This is a genomic window from Rhodococcus sp. 21391 (assembly GCF_016772255.1).
GTDB classification, from domain to species: Bacteria; Actinomycetota; Actinomycetes; order Mycobacteriales; family Mycobacteriaceae; genus Rhodococcus_F; species Rhodococcus_F opacus.
The window spans coordinates 5093164-5116496 of sequence record NZ_CP063781.1 but is presented as its reverse complement, the minus strand read 5'-3'; the positions used below and the strand labels follow the sequence as shown (position 1 = coordinate 5116496).

At 69.5% G+C, this 23333-nt stretch carries 16 protein-coding genes and 1 pseudogene; 8 read left to right on the top strand and 9 right to left on the bottom strand.

Annotated elements, in window-relative coordinates; genetic code table 11:
• The first annotated feature begins 19 nt into the window (after positions 1–19).
• The 5 genes from GO592_RS23750 (at position 20) to GO592_RS23730 (ending at position 5511) form a co-directional block, all read left to right on the top strand.
• Positions 20–895, top strand: a complete 876-nt coding sequence (locus tag GO592_RS23750; RefSeq protein ID WP_007299204.1) for a hypothetical protein — start codon at positions 20–22, stop codon at positions 893–895.
• Complete coding sequence (locus GO592_RS23745) at positions 892–2340, top strand: hypothetical protein (protein ID WP_007299203.1); 1449 nt, start codon at positions 892–894, stop codon at positions 2338–2340. Before GO592_RS23750 ends, GO592_RS23745 begins: the two co-directional genes overlap by 4 nt.
• A gap of 105 nt (positions 2341–2445) precedes the next feature.
• Entirely contained in the window at positions 2446–2757 is a 312-nt protein-coding gene (locus GO592_RS23740; RefSeq protein ID WP_005258577.1) for a DUF6802 family protein, read from the top strand.
• Between the two features lie 274 nt (positions 2758–3031).
• On the top strand, positions 3032–4861 hold the full coding sequence (locus tag GO592_RS23735; protein ID WP_005573539.1) for a phosphoenolpyruvate carboxykinase (GTP): 1830 nt from the start codon (positions 3032–3034) through the stop codon (positions 4859–4861).
• A gap of 149 nt (positions 4862–5010) precedes the next feature.
• Positions 5011–5511 carry a hypothetical protein gene (locus GO592_RS23730; RefSeq protein WP_037204339.1) on the top strand — a complete coding sequence of 167 codons (501 nt, stop codon included), beginning with the start codon at positions 5011–5013 and terminating at the stop codon, positions 5509–5511.
• A 29-nt stretch (positions 5512–5540) separates the two neighbouring features.
• Here GO592_RS23730 and GO592_RS23725 read toward each other — a convergent pair whose 3' ends face one another.
• The 6 genes from GO592_RS23725 to GO592_RS23700 all read right to left on the bottom strand — a co-directional run bounded on the left by GO592_RS23725 (position 5541) and on the right by GO592_RS23700 (position 12086).
• Entirely contained in the window at positions 5541–6500 is a 960-nt protein-coding gene (locus GO592_RS23725) for a cation diffusion facilitator family transporter (RefSeq protein ID WP_007299202.1), read from the bottom strand.
• Between the two features lie 71 nt (positions 6501–6571).
• Positions 6572–8020: an aldehyde dehydrogenase gene (locus tag GO592_RS23720; RefSeq protein WP_007299201.1), complete on the bottom strand. Its 1449-nt coding sequence runs from the start codon at positions 8018–8020 to the stop codon at positions 6572–6574.
• Positions 8021–8048: 28 nt separating this feature from the next.
• Positions 8049–9194, bottom strand: coding sequence for a hypothetical protein (locus GO592_RS23715; protein WP_007299200.1), 1146 nt, complete (start codon positions 9192–9194; stop codon positions 8049–8051).
• Positions 9191–10360 (bottom strand): phosphotransferase family protein, encoded by a 1170-nt coding sequence (locus tag GO592_RS23710; protein ID WP_007299199.1) that lies wholly within the window; start codon positions 10358–10360, stop codon positions 9191–9193. The genes GO592_RS23715 and GO592_RS23710 overlap by 4 nt, the downstream gene beginning before the upstream one ends.
• A gap of 80 nt (positions 10361–10440) precedes the next feature.
• The gene (locus GO592_RS23705) at positions 10441–11328 is read right to left on the bottom strand and encodes an ROK family protein (RefSeq protein WP_007299198.1); all 888 of its coding nucleotides are present in this window, start codon (positions 11326–11328) and stop codon (positions 10441–10443) included.
• A gap of 2 nt (positions 11329–11330) precedes the next feature.
• A complete protein-coding gene (locus GO592_RS23700; protein WP_005566981.1) occupies positions 11331–12086 on the bottom strand; it encodes a class I SAM-dependent methyltransferase in 756 nt (251 codons plus the stop codon).
• Positions 12087–12260: 174 nt separating this feature from the next.
• Between GO592_RS23700 and GO592_RS23695 the strand changes: the two genes are divergently transcribed.
• Positions 12261–13481, top strand: coding sequence for a glycosyltransferase family 4 protein (locus GO592_RS23695; protein ID WP_039952205.1), 1221 nt, complete (start codon positions 12261–12263; stop codon positions 13479–13481).
• Here GO592_RS23695 and GO592_RS23690 read toward each other — a convergent pair.
• On the bottom strand, positions 13422–15143 hold the full coding sequence (locus tag GO592_RS23690; RefSeq protein WP_007299196.1) for a hypothetical protein: 1722 nt from the start codon (positions 15141–15143) through the stop codon (positions 13422–13424). The genes GO592_RS23695 and GO592_RS23690 overlap by 60 nt on opposite strands.
• A gap of 63 nt (positions 15144–15206) precedes the next feature.
• Between GO592_RS23690 and GO592_RS23685 the strand changes: the two genes are divergently transcribed.
• Positions 15207–16406, top strand: coding sequence for a hypothetical protein (locus GO592_RS23685; protein WP_007299195.1), 1200 nt, complete (start codon positions 15207–15209; stop codon positions 16404–16406).
• A gap of 138 nt (positions 16407–16544) precedes the next feature.
• Here the strand turns inward: GO592_RS23685 and GO592_RS23680 are convergent, their stop codons facing one another.
• The gene (locus GO592_RS23680; RefSeq protein WP_037204336.1) at positions 16545–17699 is read right to left on the bottom strand and encodes a DUF3068 domain-containing protein; all 1155 of its coding nucleotides are present in this window, start codon (positions 17697–17699) and stop codon (positions 16545–16547) included.
• A gap of 220 nt (positions 17700–17919) precedes the next feature.
• Here GO592_RS23680 and GO592_RS23675 point away from each other — a divergent pair.
• Positions 17920–18915 (top strand): annotated as a pseudogene (locus GO592_RS23675) (acyltransferase family protein); the annotation flags it as partial.
• A gap of 71 nt (positions 18916–18986) precedes the next feature.
• On the opposite strand, the gene GO592_RS46295 reads toward GO592_RS23675, so the two are convergent.
• A complete protein-coding gene (locus GO592_RS46295; protein WP_039952181.1) occupies positions 18987–23300 on the bottom strand; it encodes an alpha-(1->3)-arabinofuranosyltransferase in 4314 nt (1437 codons plus the stop codon).
• Positions 23301–23333: the final 33 nt, after the last annotated feature.

The window sequence follows — 23333 nt, the reverse complement described above, 5'->3', positions numbered from 1 at the left end:
GAAGGGGGGTGACTGCGTCATGGGCACTGCAGATGCCGGGGGCGGGGAACTGGCGGATCTCGCCGAACGAGTGGCGGCACTGGACGGGGTTACCGGCGACCGTGTGCGCGGCGCCGTGGCCGCGTTTCGGGCGCCGATTCGGGTCCAGACCGCGGGTCGAGCGGGTGTGGGCAGGTCGACCGTGGCCTCGGCGCTGACCGCGAACGGGATCGCCGACACCGTCGTGGAGGAAGCGGACGCCGTCGACGTGCCCGGTGCGCCCGACCCCACGCTGGATGGCGACGTCGTGGTCTACGTCCTCGTCGAGTCGGTGCGCGACGCCGACCGGGACGCCGCGCGGACGCTGGATCCGGCGCAGGCTCTGTTCGTCCTCAACAAGTCGGACACGTTGGGCGCGTCGCGCGCGACAGCCGACGCCTGGGCGACGGCGACCGCGCGTGCCGCCGAGTGCTCGGAGGAAGGCGGCCTCCCGGCTCTGCCCCTCATCGGAACGCTCGCGATCGAAGGGCCGGCACCGGAGTCCGGGATCGACGCGGTGTCGGCCGCCGTCGCCGACCGGGTCACACGATCCCGGGCACGCCGCGCCGAGACCCTGCTGAACACACTGCGGTCGCAGGCGGCGCGCAGCCCGGCATCCCGCGACGTGCTGGAGCGGTATCTCGCCGGCGACCATGCTGTCGCGCTCGCGGCCGCCGCGGCCAGGCTTCATCTCGCCGATTGCGTCGCCGAGGCGCCAGGGCCGCCGTCCAGCGCCGCGGACGCCGCCCGGTGCGCGGACTGGTGGCGGGCGCAACTCGCCCGGCAACCGACGGCCCGCCGGCGCCGGGCGGTCGTCGACGTCCGGCGTCACTACATTCGGGTCTGGCAGCAGCTGAGCGGCAGCCCCGGAACGTGACGACGCAACAGCTGTCGGATCTGCCCGCCGAGACCGTCGACGTGGTGACGCGATGGAACCCCGACGGCGTCGCCCGCCTGAAGTCCGGGGAAGCCCCGCAGCGCGGTGTCTTCGTGGCGGGGCCGCGGCGCTCCGGGAAGACCACGCTCGTCGGCCGGCTCCGCGCTCTCGACGCGTCCGCGCTCACGTTCGTGGAGGACCCGATCGATGCCCGCGTGGTCCTGATGGTGCTCGACGCCGCGGCACCACTCGGACGGGAGGAGCTGTCCGTTCTGGACGTCGTCGCGCGACCGGCCTGTCCGGTGGTCTTCGCGCTCTCCAAGACCGATGTCCACCGGAACTGGGCAGGGGTGAGCGAACGCAACCGGGCCCTCCTCGCCCGGCATGCGGCGCGGTTCGCCGACGCAGAGATCCACCCGGTGGCGGCGGGTGGCTCCGGGGCCGAGGCGCTGCTCGCGGCACTCCTGCGTGCCGTCCGCGCCCAGGCCCCCGACCCGCGTTCCGTCACCGAGGCCGTGCTCGAGCAGACCCGGCGCATGATCGCGGCCACTGCCCGGTCCGTGCGGGAGACCGAGCCCGGCGCGGAACTGCGCGCCGAGCGGGTTCGCGCGATGACGCTGCGGGACGGCAGGCGCACCGAACGGGTTGCACAGCTCCGCGGTCAGGTCCAGCTCGCGAAGGTCGAGTTGATGCACGAGGTGGCCGCCCAGTTTCGCGCGGCCGGAACGACCACGCGCGCCGAGATCGACCGTGCCGGCCGCGGGACGCTCGAGGGCTACCCCGACCGGCTGGCCGAAATGGTGCGCGAGCGAAGTGGTGCGGTCGATGCCGCGGTCGCCGCGCGCCTCGACGACCTGCGGTCGCGGGTCGGCGTCACCGTGTCCGCGGCCGACACCGCCGTTCCGCTGCCGGAGCCGGTTGCGCCGGACGGGCCCGAGCCGCGACACCGCGGACTCGAAGACCGGATGACGATCCTGATCGGTGCGTCCGCCGGGCTCGGTCTGGGCAGGCTAGTGGTCTCGCCGCTGTCGATGGTGCCCGCGCTGGACATCGCGACCATCCCGCTCACCCTCGCGCTGGGAGCCGTCGCGGCGTGGTGGCTGACCCGGGCGCGCGGCCACGTCGCCGAGCGTGCCCACGTGCGGCAGTGGGCCACCGAGGCGCTGGTGCACGTGCGGTCCCAGTGGGAGCAGTTCGTCCTCGCTCGGTTGCTCGCGGCCGAGGCTCAGGCGAGTGAGGCGATCATCGCCGAGAGCCGGGTCTGCGCCCGGGACGTCGACGAGCGGGTCGCGCAGATCGAGGGTGAACTGCGTCGCCTCGCCGCGAGGCGCAACGGGCAGCTGTCGTCCTGTGAACGTGACCTCGGGGCCGTCGACCGGGGGCTGCAGGAGGTCCGCAGGCAGTCGGGGGAACCGAATCGCCGCATCGAACGTCTGAATACATAGGTACCTGACCGGTGTTCGCCCGCTTTCGTGTGGGATCGTGTTGAATTATCTTGATATATCTTGATTTGTGCGGGAAACTGGTCCGAAATGCGAAGGGAGACCGCGGTGGCGACGACTGAGAGTTTTCTGGTCCCGGACGTGCCGGACGTCGATCCGAACACTTTCGGTCACGATTCCGGGGCGGTCGCGCTCACCGATCCGACCCACGACATCGACGGAGACGGCGTCCTCGACACCCAGACCTTCGACGCGGGCGACGCCGTCGTCATCGCCTCCGACCTCGACTCGGACGGCGACGCAGACCATCTGACGATGATCCACGAGGACGGCGAGTACGCGTCTTGGGAGTTTCGCCGCGACGGCGACGGCGTCGTGCACTGGCAGCAGACCGATGGTGGGACTCTCGGTAATGGCTGAACACCACCGAAATCCGCACTGCAGACGCGGGAAAGGCCCCTGGTAGCTCTACTGAATCGTTTCTGTGACCATTCCAACCGCACCCGATTCCCCGAGATGGGACTCGCGGCGTTAACCTCTAGGGATAGGACACCCGGCGCCCGCGTCTTCCATGTGGCATGGACGGCCTGGCTGGACCCCGCCGAGAGGGGAAATCGGACCGTCTGGCACTCGCTGCGAGGTTCTCTCAGCGGACGGCAGATGGTCCGGTTCCGGCTCACCCCAGGAGAGTTTGATGACCTCAGCGACCATTCCCGGTCTGAACGGAACTGACGGCACGCCCCCCACGGAGCACAGTGAGCTGCTCGCCTGGGTTCGAGAGGTTGCCGAACTCACTCAGCCCGATCGCGTCGTCTTCGCCGACGGCTCGGACGCAGAATGGGATCGACTGACCGAGCAGCTCGTCGAGGCCGGTACGTTCACGCGACTCAACGACGAGAAGAAGCCGAATTCGTTCGTCGGCAACTCCGACCCGTCGGACGTCGCACGCGTCGAGTCCCGCACCTACATCTGCTCGCGTGAAGAGATCGACGCCGGGCCCACCAACAACTGGATGGACCCGACCGAGATGCGGTCGCTCATGACCGACCTCTACCGCGGCAGCATGCGCGGACGCACCATGTACGTGGTGCCGTTCTGCATGGGTCCCCTCGGTGCGGACGACCCGAAGCTGGGTGTCGAGATCACCGACTCCGAGTACGTCGTCGTGTCGATGCGCATCATGACGCGCATGGGTTCCGCCGCGATGGAGAAGCTCGGCACCGACAAGCCGTTCGTGAAGGCGCTGCACTCGGTCGGCGCACCTCTCGAAGAGGGCCAGGCCGACGTCCCGTGGCCGTGCAACGACACCAAGTACATCACCCACTTCCCCGAGGATCGCGAGATCTGGAGCTACGGTTCCGGCTACGGCGGAAACGCTCTGCTCGGTAAGAAGTGCTACTCGCTGCGCATCGCGTCGGCGATGGCTCACGACGAGGGCTGGCTGGCCGAGCACATGCTGATCCTCAAGCTGATCTCCCCGGAGGACAAGCCGTACTACATCGCGGCCGCGTTCCCGAGTGCCTGCGGCAAGACCAACCTCGCGATGATCCAGCCGACCATCCCCGGATGGCGCGCCGAGACCCTCGGCGACGACATCGCGTGGATGCGCTTCGGTGAGGACGGCCGCCTGTACGCCGTCAACCCGGAGTACGGATTCTTCGGCGTCGCGCCGGGCACCAACTACGGGTCGAACCCGAATGCGATGAAGACGCTCGAGGCCGGCAACTCGCTGTACACGAACGTCGCGCAGACCGACGACGGCGACGTCTGGTGGGAGGGGCTCGAGGGCGACCCGCAGCACCTCACCGACTGGAAGGGCAACGAGTGGACGCCCGAGTCGGGCGAGAAGGCCGCGCACCCCAACTCGCGCTACTGCACCCCGATGTCGCAGTGCCCGATCCTCGCGCCGGAGTGGGACGACCCGCAGGGTGTGCCGATCTCCGCGATCCTGTTCGGTGGACGCCGTAAGACCACGGTTCCGCTGGTCAGCGAGTCCTTCGACTGGCAGCACGGCACGTTCCTCGGTGCCACGCTGTCGTCCGAGCAGACCGCTGCCGCCGAGGGTGCCGTGGGCACCGTCCGCCGCGACCCGATGGCCATGATCCCGTTCATCGGCTACAACGCCGGCGACTACCTGAACCACTGGATCAACCTCGGCAAGCACGCGGATTCCGAGAAGCTGCCGAAGATCTTCTACGTCAACTGGTTCCGTCGGGGCGACGACGGCCGCTTCCTGTGGCCCGGTTTCGGCGAGAACTCCCGCGTGCTGAAGTGGATCGTCGACCGTATCGAGCACAAGGCCGGCGCCGAGTCCACCCCGATCGGTTTCGTTCCGACCGCAGCCGATCTGGAGCTCGGCGGCCTGGACGTCGACGCCGCCGACGTCGACGAGGCGCTGAAGGTCGACGTCGACGAGTGGAAGCAGGAGCTGCCGCTCATCGAGGAATGGTTCGAGTTCCTCGGCGAGAAGGTTCCCTCCGGCATCCGTGACGAGTTCGAGGCCCTGAAGCAGCGCCTGAGCTAGTCCCCCCGGTGACCGAATGTCACAGTGGTTCAGTCCGACTGAACCACTGTGACATTCGTCGTTTCAGGGGAGGATTCTGCAGTAAACGCATACCATTCGGTTTGTAAAGCCTCGATTCTCGAAGCTCGCACCCGACGAAAGGATTGCAGATGCAGACAGGGACCAGTAGGGGCATGAAACGACTCGCCGGAGGTGCCGCACTCGCTGCCGCGGCCGCCGCCACCGTAGCCGTCACCATGCCGGCGACCGCATCCGCAGCGACGGAAGTCCAGCCTCCCACCGTGGTGACCGCGGTCGACGGAAACACCCTCGACATCACCGTCACCAACCCCAACGTCCTGAATCTGCTGGACGCCCAGTCCTGCGGTGCAGTGGCATTCGACGCCACCAAGCTGCCCGCCGTCCTCGCCGATCCCACCGTCGTCCTCGAACCGGGATTCGTTGCGTGGGCCACCAACCCGATCGAGCGCGTCGTCGCGAACGCCGCAGGCAACGCGGTCAAGACGTTCACCACACCGGAGCTTCCGGACGGCGCGTACGCGGTCATCGGCGAATGCCTGTCGCTGAGCACCGTCGCCAACCCCCAGACCACGATGCCGCAGATCGTCCTCGTCGGCGGCCCGCTGGGCGGGGTCCAGTTCGGTAGCTAGACCGCAGAAACAGCGGCGAGCCGGCGATCTCACACGGTGATGGTCGGCTCGTCCTCTGTCGACAGGGTGAGTATCGCGCGGACCACGTGCGAGTTCCGTTCGAGCCGGGCCTCGAGGTCGCGGAGGGTATGGGCGACACGGGACTCCGCGTAGTCACCGACCAGGTCGACGCTCGCCACCAGGTACGCCTGTCGTGGTCCCAGATACTCCATGCGCAGAAATGTCACCCGGTCGACCTCGGGCAGCGCCTCGAGCGCCTCGATGCCGGCCTGGCGCAGGGCGGGGGATGCCTCCTCGCCGATCAGGAATCGCCGGTTGCGGTCGATCAGAATCAGCGCGATGACGCCGAGCAGGATCCCGACCAGGATGGAGCCAATTGCGTCGGGGATCGCCGATCCCGTGATCTGGTGCAGCAGAACGCCCAGGAACGCGATGACCAAACCGATGAGCGCCGCGGCGTCCTCCGCGAACACGGCCCGGGTGGTCGGGTCGGACGTGCGGAGTGCGTGGGCCAGGACGTCGCGGTCGATGGCGATGGCCTCGGCGCGCAACTGTCGGTACGCCTGCTGGAAGGAGATGGACTCGAGCACGAACGAGACACCGAGCACGACGTATGCGACGGCGAAGTTCGTTGCTGGCTCGGCGTGCACGAGCTCCTGGATGCCGTGCGTGACGGACACCCCCGCGCCCAGCGCGAACAACCCGAGCGCCGCGAACATCGACCACACGTAGGCCTCGCGCCCGTACCCGAGCGGATGGATGCGGTCCGGCGTGCGCTTGGCCCGCGAATTGGCGATCAGGAGCAGGATCTCGTTGCCCGAGTCGGCCCACGAGTGGGCGGCCTCCGCTACCATCGACGCCGAGCCGGTGACCACCGCGGCGACGGTCTTGGCCAGTGCGATCAGAATGTTCGCGCCGAACGCGAGAACGACGGTGAGTGCACTCTCACCGTCGGCGTCGTGGGTGGTGTCCGGAATCGATGCGGTCACCCGATCACGCTAACGCCTGTGCGCCTTTCTGGTAGCTGCAGCAAACAGAAAGGCGCACGGGCGCGAAGCGCCTATCCGCTGTAGCCGGGCGGCATGAGGACGGACTTGGTCTCGCAGAACGCTTCGAGCCCCTCCGGTCCGTTCTCGCGACCGATGCCGGAGGCCTTGTAGCCGCCGAACGGTGAGCCGGGGTCGAACGCGTACCAGTTGATGGCGTAGGTGCCGGTGCGGATCTGCTTCGCTACGGCGAGACCGTGATCGATGTCGGTGGTGTACACCGAGCCGGCGAGTCCGTAGTCGGAGTCGTTGGCGATCTTGATCGCCTCGTCCTCGGAGTCGTAGGGAATCACGGACAGGACGGGTCCGAAGATCTCCTCGCGGGCGATCGTCATCGAGTTGTCGACGTCCGCGAAGATGGTCGGCTCCACGTACCAGCCCTTGTCGAGGCCTTCCGGACGGCCGCCGCCAAGTACCACGCGGGCGCCCTGTTCCTTGCCCTTGGCGATGTAGCCCTCGACGCGGTCGCGTTGCTTCTCGGAGATCAGCGGACCGAGTTGCGCGGCCGGGTCGGACGGATCGCCGACGGTCATGAATCCGGCACCCGCCACGAGGGCGTCCAGAACCTCGTCATAGCGGGAACGCGGGGCGAGGATCCGGGTCTGCGCGACGCATGCCTGCCCGGTGTTCATGAGCCCGGACATCACCAGCATCGGCATCGTGGACGCGAGGTCGGCGTCCTCGAGGATGATGGCTGCCGACTTGCCGCCCAGCTCGAGGGAACAGCGCTTGAGGTTCTGTGCGGCGATGGCGCCGATCTTGCGGCCGACGGGACTGCTGCCGGTGAACGTGATCTTGTCGATCCCGGGATGCGACACCAGGTATTCGCCGGTCTCGGCGCCGCCGGGCAGGACGGAGATGACACCCTCGGGGACACCCGCCTCGGCGAAGATCTCGGCGAGAAGGTGTGTGGAGAGCGGAGATTCGGGTGCGGGCTTGAGCAGGACGGTGCAGCCGGCGAGCAGCGCCGGGGACAGCTTGTTGACGGCGAGGAACAGTGGCACGTTCCAGGCGAGGACCGCGGCCACCACGCCGACCGGCTCCCGCAGCACCTTCGTCTGTCCGAACACGCCGGTGCGGGTCTGCTCCCACTCGAACTCGTTCGCGAGACCGGCATAGAAGTTCAGGGTCGCGAGCGACGGCGTCTGCTGCATCATCCCGACCATCGCCGGCGGCTGGCCCATCTCGGACGAGATCAGTGCGTTGAGGGTGTCGCCGCGTTCCTCGATCAGTTTCGCCGCCTTCGCGAGGATCTCCCCGCGCTCGGCGGCAGTGGTCTGCGGCCACGGACCTTCGTCGAATGCCCGCCGGGCAGTGGCGACGGCGTCGTCGATGTCGGCCGGCGACGCGACGGGACAGCTGCCGACGCGTTCCTCGGTTGCCGGGGAGAACACTTCGAGCACCTGATCGGTGGCCGGGGCCACCCACTTGCCGCCGATGTAGAGCTTGTCGTAGTCGGTCATGAGTCCATTCCTCGTGTCGTTCCCCCGGTCAGGAGGCGGTGTCGGTGAAACTGTCGAATCCGTACCGTGCGTGTGGGCCGATCGCCGCGACCTCGAACAGCCCGGTCCCGACGACGGTCTCGCCGCCGTCCTCTAGCCGGAAGCGGGTGAGATTGTCGACGGGGCAGAACATCCGGAGTCCCGGTTCGATTTCGGACGCTCGTTTGCGCAGTCCCTGCACCATGAGTTCGCCCTGCCACATGCCGTGACGCCAATCGGCTTCGAGGCCGTACCCCGTGCCGATACCGATGTAATTGGGAACCAGCAGGTCGCAGGTGACGGTGACGACCTCGCCGGTCGGGCGGTGGAAACTCAGCGACGCCGACGTGACGTCCCGTGTCCCCGGTTCGAACTTCAGCTCGTGTTCGGGTCGGCCCAGCCATTCGGGTTCGCGGTCGGCGTCCGGCCAGATGCGGACGGCTTCCTCGACGATGCGCCTGCCGAGTTCGTCCTCCTGCAGGACGACTGAGACGGAGTAGTCCTCGAACTGCATCACCGAGTAGATCCAGAAGAAGTTCTGGATCCCGTCGACCGCGCGCCGTCCGGGCGGCTCGGACTCGCCGACGGGGCGCACCCCCCACGACCGGTCGCGGTTGCCGCGCCAGGTGTCGGGGGTGACGGGGCGGCTCTGCCCGTCGATCGTGAGTTCGCCTGCCCAGGTGCCGGTCTGGACGAATCGGCTCGTATCGAAGGTGACGCGCTCGAGTTGCCTGCGGAAGTGGCGGGGCTCCAGCGTCGCGGGGATCGCGCCGTCGAAGGTGAGGTCGAAGGTGAGGTCGTAGTCGCCGGGCTCGAGCACGACGCGCAAGCGTTGCAGACCCTCGAGGACCTCGACGCGGAACGGTCCGACGGTGCTGTCGGAGCGGTCGTGACCCAGGGCCGCGGACCCGCGGACGACGATGTGGTCGTCGCCGCGGCGGAGCACCGCGAACGCGTCCGTCACGCCGAGGTTGGGGTACTGGCCGAGACCGATGATGAGGAAGAGGTCGGACTCGGCCGAGGGGTAGCAGTTGAAGTAGTAGCGGTCGTAGAAGTTGCGGTCGGACGTGGCGACGCGCCGGATGGGTTCGGCCACCTGATGGATGGGGTAGTCGTCCATCGGGGACAGCGGATTTCCCGCATAGTCGGCGGTCATCGGATCTTCTCCCAGTACGTGCCGTCGAGCATCGCCTCCAGCGACGCGCGGTGCATGATCATGTCGTCCGGATCCTCCGGAGCGACGGCCTGTCCGAAGTGGATGGCGCGCTCCTGGATCCGCAGCATGATGGTGGCCTGCCGCAGTGCCGCGTAGGCGGTGTAGTACTCGAGATCGCGGGGCGTGTGACCCGTCAATTCCTCGTACAGCGCGGCGAGGTCGTCGAGTCGCAGGAAGTCGGGCATCCCGTCCAGTCCGGCGGCCGCGGCGATGTCCTCGAAGAACCGGTGCAGGTACGTCATCCAGCCCAGGTCGAGTTCGCGGGGTCCGAGTGCGGCCATCTCCCAGTCGAGTACGGCCACGGGCCGGAAGTCCTCGAACATCATGTTGCCGATGCGGGCGTCGCCCCAGCAGAAGACGGCGGGGGAGGGGTCGTCCGGGAGGTTCGCCTCCATCCACGCGAAGCCGCGTTCGATCAGCGGGGACCGGGGACCGGACAGCGTCGTCCACTCGTAGTAGTCGCGTTGCTGCCGGATGTGCGCGGCGAGCGCCTCGGTGACGGTGGGACCCGAGCCGGGCAGTTGCAGGGACGCGAACCGCTCCCACGGCCGGTCGATGTCGTGCAGCAGCGCAAGCACATTCACCGCACTGTGCTGCAACAGCGCGCGCTGCTCCTCGGTCGCCTCCGTCACCCACGACCCGAAGTTGTAGGGCATCACGTCCGGCGGGACCTGCCCGGAGACGCGGGCCATGACGAAGAACGGGGCGCCCAGCGGACCGGGATCGGATTCGGACCAGTAGACGACCGGGACCGGGACGGCGGAGTGCTCCCGGACCTGCGCCATCACCTGGAACTGCCCGTCGAGGTCGTACTCCGGGAAGACAGGCATCGTCGTGTCGGCCGGCGCGACCCGCGCGACCAGTGGGTGAACCTCGCCGGACCAGGTGGCGTCGAACAGGATGGTCTCGCTCGACATGCCGTTGGCGTCGGGGAGGTGGACGTGCGTGACCTCGGGTGCGGCGTCGGCGGGCAATTGGGCGGCGAGCCAGCGTTGCAGCGCGTCTCGCAGTACCTCCGGATCGCGACGGGAGTCAGTGGGCCGGGCGACTTCGGACGAGTGATCGGAGTCGTCGGCGGATCGGGCGGTGCTCGTGCTCACGGTCACCTCCTCTCCTGAACGTGGTGTGACCCTGAACACTAGAACACGTTACAGAATTTCGGAACAGGTGAGGAGATCCCGCTGCGTCAGCCCTCGTCGACGGCCAGCATTCCCGCCCCGACGAGGGTTCCGGAGGCGCCGAGTTCCGCCGGGACCACCCGCAGATTCGCGACGAAGGACAACCGGGCGTGGCGGGCGGCGGCCCTGCGCATCGGGTCCCACAGCGGCGGTCCTGCCTGCGCGAATCCGCCACCGATCACCGCGAGCTCGACGTCGAGGAGGGCTGCGGCGGACGCGATGGCCTGCCCGAGTGCGGTCCCGGCGCGGTCGAGGGCGGCCACGGCGACGTCGTCCCCGTCCGCGGCGGCCCTCGCCAATTCGACGCCCGTCGTCCCGCGCCATCCCCGGGAGCGGGCCCAGCGCACGGACGACGGTCCGCTCGCCACCGTCTCCAGGCACCCGGTCCCGCCGCACGTGCACGGCTCGGTTCCGCCGGGGACCACCAGGTGACCGATGTGTCCCGCGTTGCCGGTCCGGCCGGTGGCGATGCGGCCGCCGAGGACCACTCCGCCGCCGATGCCGGTGGATACGACCAGGCTCAGTAGGTCGGGGACACCGCGCCCGGCACCGTGGTGATGCTCACCGAGAGCGGCGGCGGCGCCGTCCATCGCCAGCCTCGCGGGGACGCCGGGAAAAAGTTCCTGCACCAAGCCGACCAGGCCGAAGCCGCCCGACCACTCGTCGATGTTGATGGGTGACGCGGTGCCGGCGACCGTGTCGACCGGTCCCGCGCACGCGATACCGACCGACGTGATCGTTGCCGCTCCCGCGACCTCCCGCAGCAGGGCGGCGCACGCGTCGGCGACGCCGGTCGCCGGTGTCGGGGTGGTGGCCGGATGCGGCACGGTGCTGTCCGCGTCGACGATCCCGGCGGCCATCTTGGTGCCGCCGATGTCGAGAGCCAGCGCGACCACGGTCAGTGCTTCCGCATCACGAGAACGAGGTTGCTCACCAGGAACTCCCGCAGTCCGGGGATTCGCACCATCCACCACGCCCAGCGCGGGTGGTAGCGGGGGAACGCCGCGAGGAAGTCCGCGTCCGGGGCGCGGCGGGCCCACCGAAGCCCGTCGGCCGCACCCACTTTGAACAGGGAGACGCCGTACCGGTTCTTGGGTTCGCGGCCGTTCTTGCGCAGGTAGCGGCGAGCGGCGTACTCACCGCCCAGTGCATGCCACGGCCCGGTCTCGTGGCCGCCGAACGGGCCCCACCACAACGTGTAGGACAGCACGATCAGGCCGCCGGGTTTCGTCACCCGGACCATCTCGTCCGCCATTGCCCACGGTTCGCTGACGTGCTCGGCGACATTGGAGGAGAAGCAGATGTCCACCGACGACGTCCGGAACGGCAGCGCCAACCCCGACCCGCGCACCGCGCCGCCCACGGCGAGACCCGCGGCATGCATCTCCGACGGATCCGGCTCCACCGGGACGTACCGGGCGCCGGCCTGCTGGAACACGTCCGCGAAGTAACCGGGGCCGCCGCCGACGTCCAGGACCGTCGTCCCGGTGAGATCCGATTCGGTGAGACCGCCGTACAGGTCGCCGATCAGTTCGACGGAGTCGCGGGCGAGGGCGCCGTAGAACAGGTCGGGTGCGGTCTGTTCGTGCCGGAAGTCGCTGAGCAGGCCGAACGACCGCTTCAGGGTTGCCCGTCGACCGAATCGCCGGGTCACGGGAGGCGTCGTCACGAGACTGAACCTTAGCGAGTGCCGCCGCCGGGGCCGCAATCCGTTCGCGGTGGCTGCAACATCCGGTGGAACGCGACCGATAGGGTGTTCGGGGACTACAGCGCGGAACGTCCCGCCCCGAGACCACATGTACCGCACCGACCACAGGAGTATATGAACGTGCGAGAGGTTCTGCTGCTCTGCTGGCGCGACACCGGTCACCCGCAGGGTGGCGGCAGTGAGCGGTACCTCGAGGAGGTCGGCGCCCAGCTCGCGGCGCGGGGAATCAAGGTCACCCTCCGCACCGCCGGTTACCGCGGCGCCGCCAAGAAGGAGACCGTCGACGGCATCGAGATCAGCCGGGCGGGCGGACGGTACAGTGTCTACCCCCGCGCCCTCGCCGCGATCGCGGCGGGCCGGCTCGGGTTCGGACCGCTACGAGGGATCCGGCCCGACGCCGTCATCGACACCCAGAACGGTATCCCGTTCTTCTCCCGCGTCGTCGCCGGTGCACCCGTGACGCTGCTCGTGCATCACTGCCACCGCGAGCAGTGGCCCGTAGCGGGCCGATTGATGGGCAAGATCGGCTGGTGGGTGGAATCCCGGTTGTCGCCGCGCACCCATCGGGACGACCAGTACCTCACCGTGTCGCTGCCGTCTGCCGACGAACTCGTCGAACTCGGCGTCGAGCGCGAACGGATCGCGGTGGTGCGCAACGGCGCCGACGACATCCCTCTCGGCGTGGACGTCGGCGGCGCCGACACCCGGACCGCGCATCCCAGCGTGTGCGTCCTGTCCCGGCTGGTGCCGCACAAGCAGATCGAGGACGCCCTCGAAGCCGTCGCGGCGCTGCGCCCCACGATCGCCGACGTGCACCTCGACGTCATCGGTGGCGGCTGGTGGGAGCAGAATCTCCGCGACCGCGCACACGAACTGGGCATCGGCGACGCCGTCACGTTCCACGGGCACGTCGACGAAACCCGCAAGCACCAGTTGCTGTCGCAGTCCTGGGTGCACGTGATGCCGTCCCGCAAGGAGGGCTGGGGTCTGGCCGTCATCGAGGCCGCCCAGCACGGGGTCCCGACCGTCGGCTACCGCAGCTCCAAGGGGCTGACGGATTCGATCGTCGACGGTGTCACCGGTGTCCTGGTCGGCAGCGCGGAAGCGGCGACGGCCGACGTCGGCGAACTGACCGCGGCCGTCAACGCCCTCCTGCTCGACCCCGAGACGCGCATGGTCCTCGGTGAGAAGGCGCGGGTCCGCGCGGGTGAGTTCTCCTGGAAGCACACCGGGAACGGCGTCCACGAGGTGCTGGCGGGCACGGCCGCCGGCCTGCGGACGTCAGGGCTGGTGTCGCCGGCGCTGGCGCGTCTGGGCCTCGAGCACGCCCGCGCCGAGTAGACCGCCGGCCAGCAGCAGCGCCCACAGCACGTGGGCCGCGATCACCGTCGCGCGCGCCCGGTCGGACGCCTCGTGCCGCGCGACGTCGCCGCCGACGCGGTACAGCTCCAGATGCTCGTCCGAGAACTGTCGCTCCAGACCGGCCAGGGTGGTCGCGGATTCGCCGCGCGGTCCGGGCGTGTCGCGCTCGACCAGGACCCACCGGACGCCCAGCGACGCGAGATCGGCGGCGGAACCGCCGGTGAGCAGCACCCGTTCCACCTGCTGCGCCCGGGACCCCTCGCCCTCCACCGTGCCACCGGCCACCACCAGCTCGCCCGTCTGCAGGACGTCCTCCGGCAGCATCCTCGGGGCGGGGTCCAGAACGGGAGCGGCACCGCTGTAGGAGAACTTGCGGAACATGCCGGTGGGAAGCACGGCGACGTCCCCGCTGTGCGCGTCGCGCGCCACCTCGGCGGCTACCTGATGCCACGACGGCGGATAGTGGACCGGGCGCAGCGCGCCCCCGACGCCCCACGCGAGGTCGGGGAGGGCGAGCAGCACGACCAGGACGGCCGAGACGGACCACGTGCCGGGGCGTCGCAGCACCGCGGCCGCGGCGGCGAGCGCATACAGCGGCGCCGCGAGCGCCACCCATTTCTGCGCGTCCCGGAGCAACCCCGCGCCGGGGACGTTCTGCACCATCCACCGGCCGACGTCGAGTCCCCACGCGGTCGCGCCGAGTGCGGGCAGCAGCACCGCCACCAGTGCGAGTGCGGTCAGTGCGGCCACCACGGGATGCCGTCGCCGCCGCCACAGCGCCGGGAGTCCGCACAGCACGACGCCGAGCAGCAGGACCGTTCCTACGAGGGCGAACAGTGTGGTCCGGGTATCCGGGACGGCGGTCTCGTTCCACACGCCGCCGAGGCCGGCGAGACTGCCGAGAGTCGCCAGCCCCGGTTCGGCGCGCGCCGCGAAGGCCGCGACCCCGGTGGGATCGGAGCCGTCCCCGCCGCCTCCGGCGAAGGCCGTGGCCACCAGCCACGGCGCGCTCGCGGCGACGAACAGGCCCAGCGCGCCGGTTACCCGGAGCCACGCGGCCGATCGTCCGCCGGGCAGTGCGAGGACGGCCACCGCCGTCACCGCGGCGAGCAACACCCCGGTGGGGGTCAGCCCGGCCGCCGCGAGACAGGTCGCGAGGGCGAACCACCCCCGGCCGTGACCCCGTCGAATCGCCACCGCTGCGCACACCGTCCACGGCAGCGCCGCGTACCCCGTCAGCAGGCTCCAGTGCCCCTGCAGCAGTCGCTCGGCGACGTACGGATTCCACACCGTCACCGTCGCGGCCACGAGCCGCGGTCCGAGCCCCGCCGTCGGCAGCACGGCGCGGACCATCCGGGCCGCGCCCCAGCCGGCCGCCCACAGCGCGAGCAACAGGATCGCCTTCACCACCAGGCCGCCGTCGACGACGACGCTCAGCGTCGCAAGCAGAGCGTCCTGCGGCACGGCCCGCGCGGCGGCATCCGTGAGACCGAGCGCCGAATCCGTCAGATACGAGCGGGGAGTGCTGACCGCGTCCCGCAACAGCAGATAGCCCGGCCCGAGCAGCGGCCCGAGGATCAGCAACGCCAGAAGGAGGCTGTAACCCGGCACGACGAACGGTGCTCGGCGCCGGGCGGTCATGGGCCGTCACGATACGTGGTGCATCGACCCGGCTCGCACGGCACGTAGTGCATCATGGGGCGCATGCCACGCCAGACCCTCACCAGCTCGGCGGTCGCCGGGGTGACGATGGTGACGGCGGGCTCGATGATCGCGAACATCGCGTCCTACCTGCTGCATCTGCCGGCGAGCCGCTGGCTCGGACCGGCGGGCTACGGGGAGTTCGCGAGTCTGCTGGCAGCCCAGCTCGTCCTCGCCGTCCCCGCTCTCGCACTGCAGACCGTCGTCGCCCGCGAGGTGGTCCGGGGTAAGGGAGCTCACGCGGTCCGGCTGCTGGGATACCGCTGCGCGGTGATCGTCGCGGTCGCGGCGATGCTGCTCGCCCCCCTCGTGTCGTGGGCGCTCGACACCGGCATGCTCGCCACGTTCTCGGCGCTCGTCACGGCGCCCGTCCTCGTCCTGCTCGCCACCGAGCAGGGACTGCTGCAGGGCTCGGCGCGGTTCGGTCCGCTCAGCGTCGTTCTCGCGGCAGCGGGTGTCGCGAAGGTCGTTCCCGCGGTCGTGGTGCTGGCCGTCGGCGCCGGGCCGGGGCTCGCGCTCGCCGCCAGTGCGGTGGGCACCGGACTGGTAGCGCTGTGCGCGCGACTGTTCGCCGATTCGGGGATCACCGGGGAGTCGAGCACCCGGATCGGCGTCGCGGCCGTGCTGAAGGCGTCGCAGGTGCAGTTGGCGCTGATCGCGTTGTCGTCGATGGACCTCGTGATCGCCCGGATCGTGCTCAGCAACGACGACGCCGGCCTGTACGCACTGGGCGCCGTCGCGACCAAGGCCGCATTCTGGCTCCCGCAGGCCGTCGGGGTGGTGCTCTACCCGCGGATGGCGAATCCCGCGCACTCCGCGCAGGCGATCCGGTCGGCGCTCGCCGTCCTCGTCGGACTCGGTGCGGTACTCGTCGCGGGCGTCGCGGTGGCCGCCCCCCTCGTCCCGCTCCTCGTCGGCGACGCGTACCAGCCCGTCCAGTCGCTGCTGTGGCTGTTCGCGCTCCACGGTGCCTGCCTGGCCGTCCTGCAGGGCGCCCTGCTGTCCGCCATCGCGGGGGAGCGGACGCACCTCGCCGTGATCGCCTGGATCGGTCTTGCCGTCGAGATGACCGTCATGCTGACCCTCGCGTCCACGATCGGGCAGTTCATCGCCGTCGCCGTGACGGTCGCGTCGAGCACGGCACTGGTCGCCGGCGTCCTCGCCGTGCGCAGCGCGCGGCGCGATGCCCCGCGCCCGATGTGACATCCGTTCAACCCGACGAGCCGCCGGCGACATCGGGCGACGCTGTGCACAGGCCACCCCCGGCACGACGAAGGGGACCTCGGTGCACTACCGAGGTCCCCTTCGCGACCGGACTACGTGGCGTCCGGCTGTACTGCTCTATCGCTCGTCGTACCGGCGCGGATCTTGCACGGGAATCTCTTCCGTCTTGTCCGTGGTCCAGTCGTGCTGCTCGGTGGGAGCCTCCGACTTGTCCAGGTCGACGTGGCGGCCACCGTCGCTCGGCGGGTAGTCGTCGCCGGCGGTGTGCGCGGGCTGCCTGCCCTTGCCGCCGCGCAGACCCAGGACGATTCCTGCGATCAGGGCGATGACACCGAGGATGCCTGCGATGATCGGAATGGTCCGGCCGATCAGGCTGAGCTGGTCAATGCCGTCCCGGGCCTGTTCGGCCTGGCTCTCGATGGTCTCTTCGTCGAACGGCAGGGTTGCCTTCAATACGTCGATCTCAGGCTTGTCCTTGTTCCGGGCGTAGTACTGGTGAACCTGCTCCTGACCCTTGATGGCCACACCGGTCTGGGGCTCGATCCACACGTCGCGCACGTTGGTGTACCAGCGCGTCATGGTGACGGGCAGAGTGCCGCCGGGAACACCCCAGGTGTCGGCGGGAAGAGTCAGCTTGTTGGTGGGGAGGTTGGCGACCTTCGAGAGATCGACGGGTTCGATGGTCTGGTTGTAGTGGTAGACCTTCAGACCGTTGATCTCCGTCTCCTCGACGAAGTTGATGTCGTTAGTGGTGCGCGCAGTCACGTCGAAGAACGGGTAGGCCTTCTTCTCCGAGTTGAACGGGAACCGGTACTGAAGTCCGTCACGCGGAACTTCCTCGGCCGGCTGGTTCGCTTGTGTCTGGATCGTGCCCACCGGATCGTTCGTCGGCATAGCCGTCTTGCGGTCGACGGTGACACGGTCCACGAACGCGGTGAGCAATCCGGTGTCGCCCTGCTTGTCGGTGCGCCGGAGCGTCTGACCATTCTGGATGGTGACCACGTCGGCGTCCGCAGGATCCTCGGACGTGACGAAGCGCTGCGACACCAACGGAACATTCGTGTTGACTTCGGCCTTGCCTGCAAGAAGTGCCTGCGAGTTGAGCACACTGCCGTTTGCCTTGGCAATCGTGGTCGCCTCGAGATCCAAAGGCGTTTTTGCCAACTTGCTCATCCCATAGGTCGGAATGAGGATTGCGACGGCCAAGAGGAAGGCACCGAGGCCCACCAGAATGCAAGCAAGTATCCGGCTCGGCCCTGAGCGCTCCGCCATGCTTTCTCTCCTAACCCAATTCTGTCGATTGAGATTCCCCCACCGGCAGCACGGCTGCACGGATCGCATGGAGCCCACATCGACACCACGTGAGGCAAAACACTAACAGTCTCGAACGCGCATTTGCCCCATCGGATAGTAAACGCATCGGCCGTTCGCCATCGAAGTGACTCGGACGGAGTTTTCCGTCACAGCCCCGGAACCAGGCACACTGTTGGTGATGAGCACCTCGGCCACCACGCGCACGACCGCAATCCCGCGCAGTTTCATTCCCGCACTCGAGGGAATGCGCGGTCTCGCGGCGCTGGGGGTGCTCGTGACGCACGTCGCGTTCCAGACCGGTGCCACGCACGTGCCCGTCCTCGGCCGGATCTGGGGACGATTCGATCTGGCGGTGGCGGTCTTCTTCGCGCTGTCCGGATTCTTGTTGTGGCGCAGCCATGCCGGCGCGGCGCGAGGGATGGGCCCCGCCCAGGGAATCGTCCGGTACTGGATCTCGCGGGCGACGCGCATCCTGCCCGCGTACTGGGTCGCCGTGGCGGTGGTGTTGACGTTCCTGCCCACCGCGAACGCGAGTTACCGCACGTGGTGGGCGAATCTCGGACTCGTGCAGGTGTTCGTGCCCCTCACGCTCACCGACGGTCTGACCCAGATGTGGAGTCTGTCGGTGGAGGTGGCCTTCTACCTGGTGCTTCCGTTGCTGGCGTTCGCGCTGGTCGGGCTGCGGGGTCCGGCTGCGCGGCTGCGTGTTCCGGCGATTCTCGCGCTGATCGCGGTGAGCCTGACGTGGGCATTCGTGCCGGTGTCGACGCCGGGCGGCATCCATCACGACAACTGGCTGCCGGGGTACCTGCCCTGGTTCGGAGCGGGGATGTTGCTGGCCGAACTGGCGGTGAGTCCGCCCGGGCGGATGCACCGCTGGGCACATCATCGCGTCCGGGTGTTTCTCGTCGCCGCTGTGGCATTCGCCCTCACGGCGACCGACCTCGCCGGTCCGGAGGGGCTGGTGCGTCCCGAACCGTGGCAATACGCCGTCAAGATGGCGCTCGGCGCCGTCATCAGCTTCGCGCTGATGGCCCCGCTGGTGCTGTCCGACACGTCCACCCACCGCTACCTCGCGAGTCCGCTCGCTCTCGCCGTGGGCCGCTGGTCGTACGGCATCTTCATCTGGCACCTCGCGGTGCTGTCGATCGTCTTTCCGGTATTCGGGCTCGTTCCGTTCACCGGCCACTTCGTCTACATCCTGTTCCTCACGACCGTGATGAGCATCGCAGTCGCGTCGGCCAGTTACGCGTTGGTGGAGGAACCGGCCCGCCGCGCCGTCAAGCGCTGGGAGGCGCGCGCCAGGAGCGCCGACCGTCCGAGCGGCAGAACCGCCAACCCGGTGGCGACGAGCGCCAACAGCAGCGGGAACTGAACGAGGAACGAGTGCCCCACGTAACCGCCGGGCGCCCGCCACGGGCCGGTGGAGAGCATCGCCATGCCGAGCATCGTCGACGCTCCGGCAACCCCCACCAGCACGCGCGCGGTAACGGCGGCCCCGCGTAGGCGGACGAGGGCCACGGCCAGCAGCGTCACCACGACCGTGGTCGCCGCGCCGACTGGGCCCCCGATCACCGTGGCGGCAGCAAGGATTCCCAGCCACCCGACCGTCGCGCTGCCCCAGGTCCGGGGTGCCGGGCCGGGATCGCGCTCGCGTGCGCGGCGCGGCCACAACGCTGCGGCGATCAGAGGAATCAGCAGCAGCAGGCCGCCGAAGATCCCCAGGCGGTACCAGTGGTCGGTGGGGAAGTCGAGGGTCACCGTCCCCTCGGTTCCCGCGGGCAGGATCCACCCCTGCTGCCAGCCGTCCACGACGATCGGTGTCAGTTCGCTGCCGTCCGGTGCGGTGGCCACCCAGCCGACGTTGGTGCTCTCGGGGACGACGATGACGCGCTCGGCGTCCGAGCGCGGCACCGTGAGTTCCCGGTGGTTCTCCGTCCACGCGGTGGTCGACACCTGCTCGGTCGGAACGGCCTGGGCCTGCGGTCCGGCGTCGAGGCGGAGACTGTCGACGAAGAACGCCGACCCGGGGTCGACGGTCACGTCCTGGGATCCGGCTCCCAGCGGAACGGGGCCGGCGGTGTCACAGAGGGTCGCAGGAACCGGGTCACCGGAGAGCAATTGCCCGACAGTTGCCGTGACGCTCGTGCGAACCGGCTGCCCGCCGACCGTCACGACCGGCCCCTCCTCGCAGGGAACCGTCACCGGGCGGGCGCCGGCATCGTCGGCCGGACCCGAACCGGGCAGCAGGACGCCGTCCTCGCCCAGCACCCCGACCTCGGCGAGTCCGGCCGGCTGCAGCTGCGCGAAACCCAGCGCGTTCTGATCGAGGGTGCTCTTCCAGGACACGAGGCTGAGCACGATCCGGTCGGTCACCCGGGGTTCGACCGTGACGGTCCCGTCGTCCTCGTCCACGTCGCGCACCTGCGGTCCGTTCCCGAGGTCGACGGCGACCCGGTCGGGGGCGGCGGGCACGGCACCCAGGCTGGGGGTCAGTTGCAGGCCGGTGACGAGCGTGGGTTCGGGAAGGTCGATCGTGAGAGTCGGTTTCGCGCCCTTGCCGCTGGTGGTGTCCTGTTTCGCCGACCAGCTGGTGCGCGGATCGTTGTCGGTGGCGGCGAACGCCGACCCACGAAGGTCGGTGATGTTGCTTGTTCCATGAGCGGACGGCGAATCCCTATTGGTGAGAAGCTCCTCCAGCGGCGCGCCGTGCCGTGCCCGCAGGGTGAGCCGCGGTGTGACCGCCGTGGGTTCGGGCACCGACAACGTCCTCTCGAACGTGCCGACCTCCTCGGGCGGCAGGACGAAGGCGTTGCTGCACCGCACGCGGTCCGGGGAATCGGCGCACGAGTTGCGGCCGGGAAGTTCCTGGCTGAGATCCCAACCCGAGACGGACGCGCCCTCGGGGGTGGGAGGCAACACGGTCCGGTACCGGATCGGCACGGTGACCGGGGCGTCACGCTGGGAGAAGTCCTCGACCGACACCTCGCTGATGCCGAACTGCGTTCCCGCGGAACCATTCTCGGTGCGGGTCGCGGTGATCCGCACCCACGGGGTGACGCCGCCGGGGACGGACACGGCGATCGGTTTGCCCGGGGCGTCCACCTTCACGGCCGTGCTGCCGTTGGGAGTCGATACCTCCATCCAGCGGACGGGGGCGCCGATCGCGGCCGGGCTCGTCGTGATGTGCAGCAGCGAACTGGTGAGCGGGGTGTCGAAGTCGATCTGGAGCCACTGGCCCAGCGCCCGCTCGATGCCGTTGCTGAACCAGCCCGTCGCCGGGTCGCCGTCGACGGTCGCGGCGGCGCTGCTGGCGGGGGAGGTGCCGCCGAGTTGCGTGGCGTCGGACGCCGCACTCGACACGCTCAACGTCGCGCCCTCCCACTGCCCCTCCACCAGCGGGGTGTCCGCCACCGGATAGTCGGGGACGAGATTGAACGTGCGGCGCGCGTCGTCCGGCGTGCGCAGTGCCGAACTGTGGTTGTCGACCTGGCCGTAGTCGGTTTCCCGGTTCCGGGGCGTGTCCGTGACGGTGACGTCGTCGACCGGCAGTCCGGCGCGCTTCGCGTCCGCGGCCAGTAGTACCGGTCCGGCTCCGGGCAGGACGCCGTTCTCCCGCAGGCGTTGCAGCGATTCCGGACCGCCCTGCACCCGGGGGACGCCGTCGAGGTTCGCAGTGTACGGCCCGCTCGTCGTCGGCGAACCGTCCGGCATCGACACCTCGAAGATCTCGATCGCCGGGTATCGGGGCCGCAGGTCGCTGTCGATCACCAGACCTTCGACGTCGCCGGGGCCGATGTCCTCACCGAATTCCGCGACCTGGGTGAATCCGGGCGAGCCGGTGACGGCCTGGTGCGCGAGCAGCGGGCGCGTCGACCGCGACGTCTCGGGGTCGAGGTCGTTGCGGAGGACGAGGTAGTGGATGCCCTGGCCGAGCAGGGTCTGCGCCATGCCGTCCGAGGGGCGGCCGTCCGTGATCAGCCGCTGGATCGAGTCCATCGCGCGGATGGTGCCGGGCGGGGTGAGCGGTACGGCGTCGCGGGACGCCCACGGCGTGGACGCCAGCGCCTGCATCGGCTCGTCGCGAGTGAGACCCCAGAGTTGACTGCCGAACGGTGCACCAGGCACCACGAGAGCCCGCTCCGCATCGGAACCGTCGGGGCTCGTGCCCCCGGCGTTGTCCTCCAGCCACGAGGCGGCCTGCTGCCAGTAGCCGGGGACCTCGGAATACGTGCCCCGCGGTGCGAGCTTGCCCGTCCACGCCAGCGACGTCGCCAGAGTGAGGGCGACCAGCACCAGGCTCGTCACCGCGACCATCGGTTCGCGCTCGGGGTGCGCGAACGCGCTGCGCCACCGGGCCACCGGCACGGACCCGGGCAGCGGCACCTTCGCCAGTAGGTGCGCCAGCCCGAGCACGAGTGGCAGTCGGACGAGCGGCTCGAGTTTGTGCACGTTCCGGAGGGGCGCCCCGGTGGAGTCGAGGAACAGTCGCACCTGCTCGGCGAACGGGGAGCCCAGTTCGCCGATGTACCCGGCCGCGAGTCCGGCGACACCGACGAACAGGATCAGGGTGAGGCGACCGCGGGCCGGCATCGACCGCATGCACAGTCCGGCGAGCCCGGCGGCGGCGATCAGGCCGGTCGCCGCGACCGCGGCGGGCTGGGTGACGAGGACCGCGCCTGCGATGCGCTCGGGGGAGACGAACGGCGTCCAGCTGTCGGTGCCGCGGAGGATTTCGGCGAGCGACGTCCACTGCGTGGTCACCCCGGACGACTCGATGTAGTCGAGGAACGGCGGGCTCACCTTGCCGAGCAGCAGCAGCGGCACGATCCACCACAACGTGGCCAGTGCCAGGAACGGGAACCACCACGCGGTGAACACCCACCACCGACGGTTGGGCCGGTGCGAGATCCACCACAGGGCTGCGACGAGGCACGCGGCCACGGTCGCGACGGCGTTCACCGCGCCCATCAACGCGACGGCGAGCGCCGACTGGGCCGCCAACCGTGCAGGTGAGTGCCATCGCGTGTCCCGGGACGCTTTGCCACTCACGTGGGAGAGGGCGACGACCACGGGCAGAAGGACCCACGGCGCCAGCATCATCGGCAGGGTTTCCGACGAGATCGAACCGAGGGTGGTGAGGACACGGGGGGAGAACGCGAACGCGACCCCGGCGATGATTCGGGACGAGCGGCTGCCGACACCGAGTGACTCGGCGAGACGAACGATGCCCCAGAACCCGGCGACGAGCAGCAGCGCCCACCAGACCCGCTGGGTGATCCACGGCGGGACACTCAGGATGTCGCCGAGCGCGAAGAACGCGCCGTGTGGAAAGAAGTAGCCGTAGGCCTGGTTCTGCACCTGACCCATGGGGGCCTGGCTGCTCCACTGATGCGCGGCCCGTTCCAGGAAGCCGATCGGATTCTGGGTCAGGTCGTACTTGGTGTCAGCGGCGAGCCGGCCGGGGGTTTGGAGAAACGCGAGAAGAAACGCTACGACAGAGGCGCCGAACAGCCACCGCCGTGACAATGGCTCCGCCGAGGGGGCCATGGACGACATGGCCGCCGGCTCGGGGGAAGTGCGGAAACGTGT

Coding starts and splice junctions, on each gene's coding strand:
- GO592_RS23750 (WP_007299204.1), top strand. CDS start 20: ATGGGCACTGCAGATGCCGGGGGCGGGGAACTGGCGGATCTCGCCGAA.
- GO592_RS23735 (WP_005573539.1), top strand. CDS start 3,032: ATGACCTCAGCGACCATTCCCGGTCTGAACGGAACTGACGGCACGCCC.
- GO592_RS23730 (WP_037204339.1), top strand. CDS start 5,011: ATGCAGACAGGGACCAGTAGGGGCATGAAACGACTCGCCGGAGGTGCC.
- GO592_RS23720 (WP_007299201.1), bottom strand. CDS start 8,020: ATGACCGACTACGACAAGCTCTACATCGGCGGCAAGTGGGTGGCCCCG.
- GO592_RS23715 (WP_007299200.1), bottom strand. CDS start 9,194: ATGACCGCCGACTATGCGGGAAATCCGCTGTCCCCGATGGACGACTAC.
- GO592_RS23690 (WP_007299196.1), bottom strand. CDS start 15,143: ATGACCGCCCGGCGCCGAGCACCGTTCGTCGTGCCGGGTTACAGCCTC.
- GO592_RS23685 (WP_007299195.1), top strand. CDS start 15,207: ATGCCACGCCAGACCCTCACCAGCTCGGCGGTCGCCGGGGTGACGATG.
- GO592_RS23680 (WP_037204336.1), bottom strand. CDS start 17,699: ATGGCGGAGCGCTCAGGGCCGAGCCGGATACTTGCTTGCATTCTGGTG.
- GO592_RS46295 (WP_039952181.1), bottom strand. CDS start 23,300: ATGTCGTCCATGGCCCCCTCGGCGGAGCCATTGTCACGGCGGTGGCTG.